The 13,160-nt window shown below is 62.1% G+C and carries 8 protein-coding genes, 1 rRNA gene and 4 pseudogenes; 8 read left to right on the top strand and 5 right to left on the bottom strand.

The features are described 5' to 3' along the window. The first annotated feature begins 423 nt into the window (after positions 1 to 423). Positions 424 to 1,776 carry a ferric reductase-like transmembrane domain-containing protein gene (locus tag K289_RS0107740; protein ID WP_027550971.1) on the top strand — a complete coding sequence of 451 codons (1,353 nt, stop codon included), beginning with the start codon at positions 424 to 426 and terminating at the stop codon, positions 1,774 to 1,776. 188 nt (positions 1,777 to 1,964) lie between these two features. On the opposite strand, the gene K289_RS44050 is transcribed toward K289_RS0107740, so the two are convergent. From K289_RS44050 to K289_RS0107720, 4 genes are all read right to left on the bottom strand, one after another. After that, a complete protein-coding gene (locus K289_RS44050) occupies positions 1,965 to 3,248 on the bottom strand; it encodes a S41 family peptidase (RefSeq protein ID WP_084788570.1) in 1,284 nt (427 codons plus the stop codon). Between the two features lie 101 nt (positions 3,249 to 3,349). Then, positions 3,350 to 4,519, bottom strand: coding sequence for a trans-acting enoyl reductase family protein (locus K289_RS0107730; protein WP_027550970.1), 1,170 nt, complete (start codon positions 4,517 to 4,519; stop codon positions 3,350 to 3,352). A gap of 1,033 nt (positions 4,520 to 5,552) precedes the next feature. After that, positions 5,553 to 6,473: a methylisocitrate lyase gene (gene prpB / locus K289_RS0107725; RefSeq protein ID WP_027550969.1), complete on the bottom strand. Its 921-nt coding sequence runs from the start codon at positions 6,471 to 6,473 to the stop codon at positions 5,553 to 5,555. A gap of 21 nt (positions 6,474 to 6,494) precedes the next feature. After that, positions 6,495 to 7,673 carry a 2-methylaconitate cis-trans isomerase PrpF family protein gene (locus K289_RS0107720; RefSeq protein WP_027550968.1) on the bottom strand — a complete coding sequence of 393 codons (1,179 nt, stop codon included), beginning with the start codon at positions 7,671 to 7,673 and terminating at the stop codon, positions 6,495 to 6,497. Between the two features lie 248 nt (positions 7,674 to 7,921). Between K289_RS0107720 and K289_RS53035 the strand changes: the two are divergent. From K289_RS53035 to K289_RS53030, 5 genes and pseudogenes are all read left to right on the top strand, one after another. Further along, positions 7,922 to 8,143: pseudogene (locus K289_RS53035) on the top strand (GntR family transcriptional regulator); the annotation flags it as partial. 24 nt (positions 8,144 to 8,167) lie between these two features. Then, the gene (locus tag K289_RS44045; RefSeq protein ID WP_245283861.1) at positions 8,168 to 8,626 is read left to right on the top strand and encodes a GntR family transcriptional regulator; all 459 of its coding nucleotides are present in this window, start codon (positions 8,168 to 8,170) and stop codon (positions 8,624 to 8,626) included. Positions 8,627 to 8,833: 207 nt separating this feature from the next. Beyond that, on the top strand, positions 8,834 to 10,354 hold the full coding sequence (gene tcuA, locus K289_RS0107710) for an FAD-dependent tricarballylate dehydrogenase TcuA (RefSeq protein WP_027550967.1): 1,521 nt from the start codon (positions 8,834 to 8,836) through the stop codon (positions 10,352 to 10,354). Continuing rightward, a complete protein-coding gene (locus K289_RS0107705; RefSeq protein WP_027550966.1) occupies positions 10,351 to 11,307 on the top strand; it encodes an MmgE/PrpD family protein in 957 nt (318 codons plus the stop codon). The genes tcuA and K289_RS0107705 overlap by 4 nt, the downstream gene beginning before the upstream one ends. Before the next feature lie 125 nt (positions 11,308 to 11,432). Continuing rightward, positions 11,433 to 12,083 (top strand): annotated as a pseudogene (locus tag K289_RS53030) (ABC transporter substrate-binding protein); the annotation flags it as partial. A 150-nt stretch (positions 12,084 to 12,233) separates the two neighbouring features. Here K289_RS53030 and K289_RS44040 read toward each other — a convergent pair. Beyond that, a pseudogene (locus tag K289_RS44040) lies at positions 12,234 to 12,605 on the bottom strand (transposase); the annotation flags it as partial. A gap of 2 nt (positions 12,606 to 12,607) precedes the next feature. On the opposite strand from K289_RS44040, the pseudogene K289_RS50260 reads away from it, so the two are divergent. Beyond that, a pseudogene (locus tag K289_RS50260) lies at positions 12,608 to 12,769 on the top strand (IS256 family transposase); the annotation flags it as partial. A gap of 53 nt (positions 12,770 to 12,822) precedes the next feature. After that, positions 12,823 to 13,160 (top strand): 23S ribosomal RNA (locus K289_RS48515); the annotation flags it as partial.

Below are 13,160 nucleotides of genomic sequence, written 5' to 3'. Positions count from 1 at the left end.
TATTCCGAACCTCTCCCGAGGCGCAGGGTTGGCTGCGGGCGAAGCGACCGGCCAGGATGTTTACGCATTCCTTGCGGCTCGAGGTCTTCACATGACGGAGACGACATCCATCCAGAAGCTCTCGTTGTTCGCGCTGACCGCAATGGTGGTCGGTTCCAGCATTTTCTCGCTACCCTGGACGTGCTGTTCGACCAGAAGGCCAAAATCGAATGTGAACCGGCGCCGAACATGACCCCTCCAATGTCATGTGCATCAAGGACTTATCGTGCCGATCGGCGTTGGGACCCCACGCCGAGCAATATTTGGACGCGCGCGGCAGGGCGGACAGTAACCGAACTCCGTAACTGACTGCCTCGAGTCTTCGTCGGCCAGATGCCGGATCACGAGGCTATTCGAGCCGATGCAGGTGAGCACCGACGGAGCATGCAGAACCTCAAACGCGCATTTTGGGCAATCCTCGCAATCTTGGCCGTGCTGTGGGTCATTGCGGAACCTTCAGTATTTCAGTCAGCCACGTTCTTTGCTCGTCGCGGAGCGATGGTGCAGTTGAGCGGCATTCTTGCAATCGGATGCATGAGCATTGCGATGATCCTGGCGCTCCGGCCGCGCTGGCCGGAGTCGTGGCTGGGCGGCCTCGACAAGATGTATCGCCTGCACAAATGGTTGGGCATCGCAGCCCTTGTTGTTGCCATCGTCCATTGGCTCTGGGCCCAGGGACCGAAATGGGCGGTCGGCTGGGGCCTGCTGGAGCGGCCGGCGCGCGGGGCAGGGCCTCCCATCGAGAATCCCATCGCGGCGATTTTTTCGGATCTGCGTGGATCGGCAGAAAGCCTGGGCGAGTGGGCGTTCTATGCCGCGGTGATGCTGATCGCGCTGGCGCTCATCCAATATTTTCCCTACCGGCTCTTCTACAAGACACATCGGCTTCTCGCCCTTGCCTATCTGGTCCTGGTCTTCCACGCCGTCGTTCTGATCAGGTTCAGCTACTGGACGTCGCCGCTCGGTTGGGTGATAGCGGTGCTGCTTGCCTGCGCCACATGGGCGGCCGTTCTGGTTCTTTTGCGCCGGGTGGGCGCCGGGCGGCAGGTCAAGGGCAGGATCACCTCGCTGCAATATTACCCCGGCGTCAGAGCTCTCGAGACCGAGATCGACGTGCCGCACGGATGGCCGGGCCACAAGCCGGGCCAGTTCGCCTTCGCCATGTCTGACACCTCGGAGGGCGCGCATCCTTACACCATCGCCTCCGGCTGGCACGCCGAGAACCCCGGGATTACCTTCATCACCAAGGAACTTGGCGACCACACCAGCCGCTTGCGCGAGAAGCTCCGCATCGGGCAGGAGGTGAAGGTGGAAGGGCCCTATGGCTGCTTCACCTTCGATGATGACTGCCCGCACCAGATCTGGATCGGAGGTGGCATCGGCATCACGCCGTTTGTCGCGCGTATGAAACATATGGCCATCCAGAAAGACGCACCCGACTGGCCGGAGGCGCAGACGGTCGATCTCTTTCACACCACCGCTGACGTCGATGAGGAAGCCTTCCGCAAACTGGCAGCCGACGCCAAATCTGCCGATGTCCGTCTGCATGTCCTGATCGATGCCCGCCACGGACGGCTGACCGGTGAACGCATTCGCCAGGCCGTGCCGCAATGGCGCGAGGCGAGTTTCTGGTTTTGTGGCCCGACGGGCTTCGGTGAAGCGCTGAAACGAGACTTCGCCGCGCACGACTTCCCCGTCAAAGGGCGTTTCCATCAGGAGCTTTTCGCGATGCGTTAGCCCTCGGGTCGAGAGAGTGATAGCGGAATGCGCGCAAAGTCTTCGCAATCTCCTCCGCCCTTCGATAGTCACTCATGTGAGCCGGGCTGCCGTGGGAGCGAATGCTCCAGCAAGAAGCGCAGCATTTCACTTGTGGCGTCCGGTCCTCGCGGATCAGGGTCAGAGCTGGCAGGGCAGCTTCCCTAGGATCAGGCCATGGATAGGACCGCGATTGCACGATTGAGTTGAGGATCACCTGGACCCATGGAGGCGGGGTCAGCTTGGACCTCGATCGTGGGTGCGACGCCTACGCCTTCCAGGCGCTCGCCGTCGACCTGCACGTCCCCGACCGCGAGCAACAGCAAGCCGTCGTCAATGAGAAATGCCGTCGCAGCGAGGACAGCTCCCTCGGTCCGGCTACCGATGACCTCGCCAAGCCGATATTTCTTGAAGCCATATGCAAGGATCTCCTTGCCGCTGCGGGTGCCACCGTTGATAAGCATGGCGACAGGCTTGCGCCACTTCACGTTCCTGAGCTCGCCGGCGCCATTGCGATCAGTGACCTGCATTGTCGGCGCTCGTGCGTTGAACAAATCAAGATACTCGGGGATCGCGCCGCCCCAGCCCTCGCGCAGGTCCCAGATCAGCGCGTCGGCGTCGTTCAGCGGACTGTGCGATAGAAGTTGCTCGAGCGTCCGCTGATACACGGAGCCAGCGTAGCACCAGACATGAACGTAGCCGATCCGTCGACCGTTGGCCGGTATTATACGGGCACTGGCCTTCAAGCCGTCCAAGAACATTTTGTTGGGCTCAATTTCAACCGGAGTAACCGATAGTTGCATAAACGCGCCGGCACGACGCAGCCCCAGCACAACTTCCTTGCCGACCTTGCCTCGGAATGAGTGTACCGGCTGAAACGGTGCACCATCGGCGAACACGATCACATCGCCGCCGAGCAGGCCGGCTTGTTGGGCCGGCGTGCCTTCTATGACACCGGTGATCAGGCCGCGGCCCTGCATGTCGAGACGCGAGAGGACGCCAATGCCGGGATAGAAGATACGGCCACTCGGAAAAACGCGTTCCAGTCCGCGCCGCCTTAACGCACCAGCAAAGATATCGGAAAGCTGGTAGTACTCTGGTTCGTACGGTGTGTAGTAGCGGGTGTGCGAAGCATGCAGCTCAGACAGCATGCTATTGATGACGCCGGCCAGCGCCTCTTCGGAGCTCGCCCGCGTGGCGTCCGGCAAGTAACGTACCCGGACCGCCGACCAATCGAGCCCGTGCAGGTGCGGATCGTAGAACCGGTCTCGCACGGTCCGCCATACTTCCTCGAACGTGGCGATGCGTGCGGGCACGGCTTGGGATATGGCCGAATCCGCTGCTTCTCGCTGCTCGGCCCACAACACCGTTGGAGCCAGGGCGGATGCCGCAGCCATTGATGTTAGCCGCAAAAAGTGGCGACGCGACGGTGCTGAGTTGATTACCTTCTTCATCGTGCAACCTTGCGATGGAGCTCGTCGCTATCCCGATAATCGGACATTCTCAGAACCAGAGGGGATGTCTCAAACACGCCGCTGCAGTTCTGAGCGTTACCTCAACGCGCGCTGAAGGTGAGGCCGGCACGCTCTTTCAGACGCTTGCGCAACGCCGGACCCATCAGCGCGCCCGGCGTCCAGGTGCCGCCCTCGCCCTGCACGTCGCGCACGAGGCAGAGAGCGCTTTCGGCGATCATCTTGCTGGTCGAGCCGTAGCCCGGATCGCGGTCGCCCGTGACTACCGCCTCGACCCGTCCGCCATCCGGCAGCTCGCCCAGGAAGAGAATGTCGTAGAAGCCCTTCTCGCGCTCTTCCCGAGTAGGGCCGGCGCCGGGTTTGAGACCGCCGGTCCGGAACAAGGAAACCATTGTGGCGAACGTCTCCGTCGTCACGCTTGCGATTTCCCCAAATCGGGGCGCGACCATCATCTCGTCGTAAACGAAGTCCGTGCCGTAGGGATGACCCAACAGGAAATTCGTGCGGTGTACGTTTTTGGTGTTGATCGGAGCCATGGGAAACGGCACGAGCCACACGTTCATGCTCGGGTCGTATTCGGGGATAAGGCCCGACGGCTGAGACGGCCCGGCGAACCCCGGTGTCAGCGCGAAGGGATCGGTCAGCAGCCGGATCAGGGCCGGGTCGCGCGCCGCGGCCGCCAACGTCGCCTGGGCGCTCGCCGCGGTGCCGCCCGACATGCCGCCTTTCACCTTGCGCAGGCGGGCTTTGACCCGCCGCGCCGGGCGTCCGAATTTCTCGCGCGCCTTCTCCTGCAACGTGAGTACGCCGAGATCGAACGGGATGGAATCGAAGCCGCAGGAGAAAACAATGCGCGCGCCGGTCCGTTTCGCCTCTTCGTGATAGGCGTCGATCATGCGCCGCATCCAGGCCGGTTCGCCACACAGATCGACATACGCCGTGCCCGTGGCCGCGCAGGCTGCCACAAGCTCGGCACCGTGAAGTTGGTAAGGTCCGACCGTCGTGATGATCACGGCGGCACGCTCGCACATCGAACGCAGGCTGGCCGGCTCGGCGGCATCCGCCTTAATCAAAGGAAAATCCTCTGGTGCGCCGATGTCGGCACGCACCTTCTGGAGCTTGTCGGTCGAGCGTCCCGCGATCGCGCAGGACGGAGCATCGTCGCCGCGATAGGAGGTCGCCAGATATTCGGCGATGAGACGGCCGGTGTAACCCGTCGCGCCATAGACGATAAGGTCGAAGTCCCGCTTCACGACGTTGGTCCTCCTCGAGACCCGGGAGCGCTATCTTCAGATCCGTGTGCAATCGCAGGACACGAGGACGCTTAGCACGAGCCGCAAGTGCCATTTGAGAGCCCGCCGGTTCATCGAACCGTTTGACGGAGGATATCACAGTTCCCGCCCTGGATCCCACGGGCGAAGTACTTGGCTCGGTAATGATCCAAAAAGTGTCAAGCGGTTTTTTGATGATTTCTGTCGAGCAAATCAGAGCGCCGAGAGGGCTGCTTGGGTGGTCCCAAACGCAGTTGGCTGAAGCAACTGCCCGACAAGAACTTGGCGAGATCAGGTGCAATAAAGATTATCGAGTAGGCGACGATAGCGCATTTCGAAATGGCGCGCCACGGCCATGGTTATGGAGTTGCTCAGCGTCGTGAGAGCCCGCGAGATCGAAAAGCAAGAACCGTCCAACTAGGCTTGTCCAGGCATGTCGCTGGAGCAGACACAGCACGTCCTGTGGCGATAACTGCGGCAAGCCCCTTTGGCTTCCGGCGGTAGGGGCCTCCAGCCCCTGATCTCATTGGTGGGCCCGGCAGGACTCGAACCTGCAACCAGACCGTTATGAGCGCAGGATCGCTCGGTCGTTTCTTGGAGCTTGCTCGAATTGCCGCTGGTGGGCTCAAGCACGCTCAAACTGGCCCATGATGGATTGGAGCGAGAGTTAAAATCTTTCAAACGGTTAGAAGACGGCGTGTGCACGATGTGTGCACCGGGAGATCAAGAAAAATCTACTGTTGGCAAGCGTGAGCGGTCGCCTTTTTGGAGTGATGCAGGCCTTTAGGTTAGGGGAAGTGCGGGCGACGCAAGGCTAATGATGCTCGTCACGAGCCGAGATCTCTCTTCGACTTACCGTCGATATCGCTGCTATTTGACGTGAGGACAAAAATGACGTCGGGGGTTCGAGTGGCTCCTCCGCAACCAATCCCACCATTTTACAGGCCAAACTATGGTTTTCTGCGATTGCACACGCCCGTTGCGCTTCGGACCAAAGCGAAGTCGCAGCGTTGACTTACCGTTGCGGCATGCCAGCCGGAACGATGGTTTCAACGATCGATGAATCCAACGCTTCATAATCGTGCAGGCCGATTGTTTCGTAGAGCTCCGCCCGCGTCTGCATCCGCTCGACGACCTTGTGCGTGCCGCCGTCACGCGCAATCGCCGCGTAAAGCTCGGCCTGTGCTTTGTTGGCCATTCGCAAGGAAGAGACCGGCCAGATCACCATCGAATAGCCCATCGCCTCGAACTCTGAGGCCGTGAAGAACGGCGTCTTGCCGAACTCTGTCATATTGGCGAGTAGGGGGACGCCCGGCATGCGTTCGGCAAAAGCGCGGAACATCTCGGCCGTGTTGAGAGCTTCCGGGAAGATCGCGTCGGCACCCGCGGCCATGTAGAGCTTTGCGCGGGCGACTGCGCCGTCGAGGCCTTCGCTCGCGGCGGCGTCAGTCCTGGCAATGATCACGAGATCGCGCCGCGCTTTCGCCGCGGCCGAGACCTTTGCCGCCATGTCATGCGCGTCAGCAATCTTCTTGTCGTTGAGATGGCCGCACTTCTTGGGCAGGATCTGGTCCTCGAGGTGAAGCGCGCCCGCGCCGGAATCTTCAAACACGCGGGTCGCGTGCATCACGTTCAAGGCCTCGCCATAGCCAGTGTCGGCGTCGACGAGCAGCGGAAGTCCCGACGCGCGGGTGATTTGGCGAACAAAGAAAGAGACCTCATCCACAGTGATGATGCCGAGATCGGGGAGGCCCATCGACGCGGTCATCGCCGCGCCCGACAGATATAGCGCTTCGAATCCGGCCGCTTTGGCTTGCAGCGCCGCCATGCCGTTGTGAGCGCCCGGCAACTGCAAAATGCCGCGCCGCTTCAACAGCGCGCGAAAGCGCCGGCCGGCGGATTCGCGGGGAAGGTCGGCGGCAACGAGATAAGTCATCGTGAATAGCTCCGGGGACGTTTAAGCGCTGCGCCGTGCTTGCGCAGTGGATTTGACAGGACGGTAGAAGACGTTCCCCTCGAACAGCTGCCGCGCTGTGCGATAGACCGCGCCATGAATGGCGCGCGCTTTGGCGGAATCATCGGATTGTTCGACGGCGGCATCGACCACGGTCGTGCCGGAGGGGTGGGCGATGATGATCGGGCCATCGCCAGGGCGTGCCATCCGGTTCGCAAGCGTGCCATCGATGCGCACCGCGATGGCGAGGCAAGTCGCGCCGGTGATCGGGACTGCGCGATGGGGCTGACCGATCGAGATCATCCGGATGCCGAGCGACATCTCCGAGGGCTCGAGCTGGCGACCCGACAGCGTCGTCATCTGACGCGGCGGCACGATCATCGCGACCTTGGGAACGCTCGGGATTTTGGCGGCTTCCGCAACGTCAGGCGCAAGGCCCATCGCCACCGAGGCCGCGCAGCGAATCGCCTCCATCCGCGCGAGGAAAATTGGATCGCCCTCGAGCGCTTCGGGCGTCTCGCTGCCGTCCTTGCCGACCGAGGCGGCCGCGATAAAGACGCAAGGGTTGGCGGCATCGACGAGAGACGCCTCAACCGAGCCAAGGCCGGGGATATCGAAATGATCGCAGGCGCGTCCCGTCGGCAGCACGCGTCCGGTTCTGGTGCCGCCGGGATCGATGAATTCAAGCCGGACGGGCGCGCCCTGTCCGCCAACGCCATCGATGCTCATGTCGCCCTCGGTTTCTACCTCCCCATCGCTCATGGGGAAGCGAGACACGATGATCTTGCCGGTATTGGTATTGTGGATGCGCACGACGGCCTCGCCGTTGGCGGGCGCCTTCACCAGCCCTTCGCTGACCGCGAACGGTCCCATCGCGGAAGACATGTTGCCGCAATTTGCGCTGTAGTCGACTTCGGCACTCTTCACCGAGACCTGCGCGAACGTATAGTCGATGTCGGCGTCCGGCCTCGTAGGCGAGCCGACGACGCAGACTTTCGAGAGAGATGACAGGCCACCACCCATTCCATCCAGTTGACGGCCATTGGGATCGGGCGAGCCCATCACGGACAGGAAGATCGGATCCCATTGCGCGGGATCTTCCGGCAAGTCTTGTCTGTTGAACACGACCGCTTTCGACGTGCCGCCGCGCATGAAAGTGGCTTTGAGCTTGTTCTGTGCCATTACGCGTCTCTATTGCATACCGTTGTATACGTTGGATACCAGTGTATACATTCTTGGGGCGGCCTGCTACCCTATTCTAATCGGTGGACGCAATGGCCTCGGTCCAGACAGGCGGCGCGACGCCGAATATCTTGCGTCGATTACGTGCTTCGTGCGGTCGGAAGGATCAGACGCAGATCAATGATGGACAGCTTGGCGCGTCACGCTCGTACGAGGTGGCTCCTGCCGAATAAGATCGGGATGACTTTATGAACGACGAGATAGTGTTGCCGGATCGTACGAAGTTCGCATCTGCCGCCGATTACGCTTACGCGGCGTTGCGGCGTGAGATCGTCGAAGGGCGCTTTGCTCCAGGCCGGCGCATGCGCGAAGTCGAATTGGCGGAACACCTCGGCATCAGCCGAACGCCGACGCGTCAGGCTTTGACACGGCTCGAGCTCGAGGGCCTGCTCGACCTTCGGCCGCGAACGGGGCTCGTCGTTTCGGTTCTCGACATGGATGCGGTCGACGAGCTCTACGAGATGCGCGCGGCTCTCGAAGGCACCGCGGCCGCGATGGCGGCAAAGCATGCAAGTCCGAAAGATCTTGCCACACTGGCCCGGCTTGTCGCCGAGGGTGAAAAGCTCGATCGCGATCCGGTTAAGCTCTATCGGCACAACAGGGAGCTGCATGACGCGATTCAGGTCGCCGCTCACAACCGTTATCTCGAAAAGAGCCTGTCAGCGCTGCAAGATGCGATCGCGCTTCTAGGTCCTACAACATTGGCCGCGAAGGGCCGGTTTGCTGTCGCTCAGGCGGAGCACGCGGCGATCGTGCAAGCCATTTCGCAAAGAGAAGGCGAGAAGGCCGATCGCCTGGCGCGGGCGCACGTTCTGAGCGCGCTCGAGACCCGTCGGGTCATCCTGGCGAAGGAGCGCGAACTAGAGGCCCGCCACGAGCAAGGCGGCGCCTAAGTCGACGTGCGAGCTGCACCTCAGCCGCAGCTCACGGCGCGACGCCGATTGCTGCCCCCAACCCACTAATTTCTGCATCTGACTGTTTTCATGGAGGTTTCTCCTGAAAACGGCTGCGTCCGAATTATCTTGCATTCGGATGTATACATTGGTATCCACAAGAATACAGAAGCGCAGAAAGCGCAGGCCAGGCGGGAAGGAACGGAAATGCACGAAGAGTTCGATGTGATCGTCGTTGGCGCTGGAAACGCTGCTTTGGCTGCGGCGGTCTCGGCGAAGGAAAACGGCGCGGATCGTGTCGTCGTTCTCGAAAAGGCTCCCCGCGAAATGCGAGGCGGGAACACCCACTGGAGTGGTGGTGTCCTGCGCTTTGCCTATGACGAGCCGCGCGAGATCGGAGCCCTGCTGCCGGGTATCGAGGACGAATTCGAGAATTTCTACGACGGCATTTCGCCCTACACGCAGGAAGACTTTCACGGCGACCTCATGCGCGTCACCAACGGGCGCACGGATCCGATCCTGTCCCGTCTTCTCGTGTCGAACTCGCAGGCGACCGTTCGCTGGATGAAGGACACCGGAGCCATCAAGATGGAGCCGGCGATCAGCCTGTCCGCCGTCAAGAAAGACAATGTCATGGTCTGGGCGCGCGGGCTCGTGGTGCGCGCGGCGCATGAGGGCGTCGGCCTTTCGCGCAGCTGGTTCTCGACCTGCGAGCGCATGGGCATCGAGGTGCGATACGGCAATGCCGTCTCGGAGCTGCTTGTCGACGACAATGGCCGCGTCGTCGGCGTCAAGACCAAGGACGAGGAGGGCGTTCGATCGCTCGGTGCAAAGGCCGTCGTCCTCGGCTGCGGCGGCTTTGAAGCCAATGTCCAGATGCGCACCCAGCACATCGGCCCGCTGGTCGGCGCCGCGAAGGTTCGCGGCACCCCTCACAATCAGGGCGATGGGCTGCGGATGGCGCTCGCCATCGGCGCGATGCCGTGGGGACAATGGAGCGGCTGCCACGCCACCCCGATCAGCGCGGACTGGGGCGATTTCGCGCCGCGTGAGATGACCGACCGCAGCAACCGTCTGTCCTACGTCTATTCAGTGATGATCAACCGCAAGGGCAAGCGCTTCGTCGATGAGGGCGAAGACGGTGCGCTCTTCACCTACGCCAAATTCGGTCGCGCGATCCTGGCCGAGCCGGGTGCCAAGGCGTATCAGCTGTTCGACAGCAAGGTCATCCACCTGCTCGAGCCGCGCTATTCGACCAGCGATCCGATCAAGGCCAATTCGCTCGAAGATCTGATCGCGCAACTCGATATCGACGACAAGGTGCAGGCGCTCAAGACCGTCCAGCACTACAACCATCACGCTCGCGCGCCGGACGAAGGCTTCGATCCCACGAAAAAGGACGGCCTCTCGACCAACGGCCTCGATCTCGAAAAGACCAACTGGGCGCTCCGTCTCGACAAGCCGCCTTATTACGCCTACAGCGCGACCGGCGGAATCACCTTCACGTTCGGCGGCCTGAAGATCAACGAAAATGCCGAGGTGATCGGTACCGACTGGCGCCCGATCAAGGGATTGTATTGCTGCGGCGAACTGGTCGGCGGCCTGTTCTACGACAACTATCCCGCGGGCACCGGCCTCGTCTCGGGTGCGACGTTCGGCAGGATCGCCGGACGAAACGCTGCGAGCCAGCAGAGCGTGGCGCCGGCCAAAGCGGTGGCGTCGCGATGAGCGTCAGCGCCACGATGTCGAGCCTGGCGGAGCGGATCAGTGCCTACGATCCGCAGCCGCGAGATGCGAAGGCCCTGGGACGAGCGCGGGCAGCAGTCATCACGGCGTTTGGCCGGACGCTGTCCGGCGCGCCGGCCGCCATCACGACGGCATTGCTGGCGACCCCCGGTGTTGCCATGCCCGGCGGCCCGTCGCTTGTGTTCGGTACCGAACGGCGCACGAGCGCGGTCGATGCCGCGTTGATCAACGCCACGGCAGCCGTAGCCGGATCCGAAGCATCACCCGATGCTGCGAACGGAGCCTTTGTTGTTTCCCTGTTCGGGCTCTGCGAGGAGCGCGGGAAAACCGGACAAGAGTTCATTGACGCAGTGATTTCAGGCGCTGACATTTCGCGTTCGCTCGCGCTACCGCCGTCAGCCGGCCAGCTCGGATCCGCCTTGCTGGGCAGCGTCGCAGCCGCGGCCCGATTGCTCGAATTGAGCCGCCCGAAGATTGCAGCCGCGCTGCTCATGGCCGGGGTGGCAAATGCCGGCAATTCCGCGGCCGGACAGGGCGGACCTGAAGCACTCATGGTCGGCCAAAGCCTGAGAAATGGATTGCTCGCCGCGTTGCTGGCCGAAGCGATGGACGAGGCGTCCTGCCACGAGATGATCGGAGGCGACCAGCGCGCCGCTGGCGACGGTCTGCCGGGAGCGGAAGCTTTCGATCTTCTTGCGGTCCAATCGCCACCGGGAGCCGATCTCTGGGATCAGTTCGATCAGCAGGCCGGTGCCGTCTTGCGGCGCGATGACGTCGCTCCGCTGTTCGAGCGGCTCGAGACGATCGATAAGGTGAACGATCTCGCGACGGTTTCGCGTCTGTTACAGGGACGCGGCACCCGAGCAGCGCCAAAGAAGGTCGTCTTCGCTCCGCGCGGAACGCATGAGCCGGAGGAGACCAACTGGGTTCCTTGACCCGCGAATGAGGACGATGGCGTCAAGCCGCCATCGCAAATGACAAGCATCACCTGACAACAAAAAGCCGAGCCTGAAAAGAAACGAGCAAGGCAGACAAGAGCAACATCTGGGGAGAGATTGGAATGAAGCGTTTTGAGTTGGTTGCCGTGCTGGCCGCGTCGGTCGTCTGTTCCGCCGCCCGGGCCGAAGACAGTGTCACGATTGGCGTGCATGCCAGCTTTTCCGGTGCAGGCGCCGCGTTTGCCGAAGGTATGCTCGCTGCCACTGATTTTGCTGCCGAAGACGTCAACAAGGACGGCGGCCTCGAGGTCGCTGGCAAGCGCTACAAGATCCTGATCAAGCAATATGACGACCGCTATCGCGCTGCGGACGCGGTCACGGCCATGGATCGCCTCATGATCCAGGACGGAATTCACTTCGTGGCGGCGACTGGGGCTGTGGACGAAGCGTTTGCAGAAGTGCGGGCGAGCTTTGATCGGTTCTGCCTTGCGGCGGGGATCGAGGCGCTCGGCACGATGATGGAGGCGGATGTCACGGCGGCCTGCGGGCCGCGCCACGGTCGCGATGCGGCGCGGCGGGCGCCCCGTTGGGGCCGAACGCGGGGACGGATCGGCTTCCACGGCGGCAAGATCGAGGTCGAGCGCCCGCGGGTCCGGGGCGTGGACGGCCGCGAGGTCACGATCCCGAGCTGGGAAACGGCGGCGCAGGAGGACTGGCTCGGTCGCTGGGCGATGAACCTGATGCTGATCAATGTGTCGACGCGCCGGTTGGCGAACCAGCCGGTGTGATATCTCTCGTCATGGCGTTGCTCTCCTTTGTGGAATCAGCACCCCGAGCCTACCGGCTCAAGGTGGGCAACCGCCTGCCGAAAGAGCATCATGCGGCCACCCGTCGGGTGCTGCGCCAGGCCTGGGAGCTCGATGACGCTGGATCGCAGCGGCCGAACCGAAGGTGCGGCGGATCGCCTTCGACAACGCCTTCGCGCCGTCGGCGATGAACAGTCTTGGCACCGTCGGGTCGAGCCCGCGCGAGATCAGGTTGTCCAGCAGGGCCTGAACCGTTGCGGCATTCTCGGTCGCCCCTTCCACCAGCGCCAGCGGATGCTTGTTGCCTTCGCCGTCAACCCCGATCGCGGCGACCAGCACGAGATCGTCGCCGAGATGCAGCCCGTCGATTTGGACCACCAGAAGGTCGAGCGCGGACAGATCGGCAGCCATGAAGTCGGCCAGCCGCGCCGCCGACAGCGCTACGAACCTCCGCGAGGCCGCCGACTTCGAAACCCCCGATCCGGGCGGTGGCCGACAAGGCTGAAAAATTGATCCGCAATCTCGCGCGTCGACTCGACCAGCAATGGCCCGGCGTAGCGGCCAGCATCCTCGAAGGCCTCGACGAAATCCTGACTGTCGTCCGGTTGAAGTTGCCGAAGGAGCTTCGTCGATCGCTCGCCTGTACCAACATCGCTGCCAGATCCACAAGGCGCGCAACATCATGGAACGCGATCGGGACATCCCCACGACAAACACTGTGAAAGACAGTGTCGCCGAAAGTCCAAGGGTTCCTGCGTAAAGTTAATCTTCGCAGGGTTAGCCGGTCCCTAAGGCGAGGCCGAAAGGCGTAGTCGATGGGAATGCAGTAAATATTCTGCAGCCAGTGGATGGTGACGAATTCCGTATGTTGTCTGACCTTACTGGATTGGTCGGGCCTCGAAGGAGTTCCAGGAAATAGCCTCCACATCAGACCGTACCCCAAACCGACACAGGTGGACTGGTAGAGTATACCAAGGCGCTTGAGAGAACTATGTTGAAGGAACTCGGCAATTTACCTCCGTAACTTCGGGATAAGGAGGCCCA

This window comes from Bradyrhizobium sp. Cp5.3 (assembly GCF_000426265.1).
Classification (GTDB): Bacteria; Pseudomonadota; Alphaproteobacteria; order Rhizobiales; family Xanthobacteraceae; genus Bradyrhizobium; species Bradyrhizobium neotropicale.
This window is presented reverse-complemented; position numbering and strand designations above follow the sequence as displayed.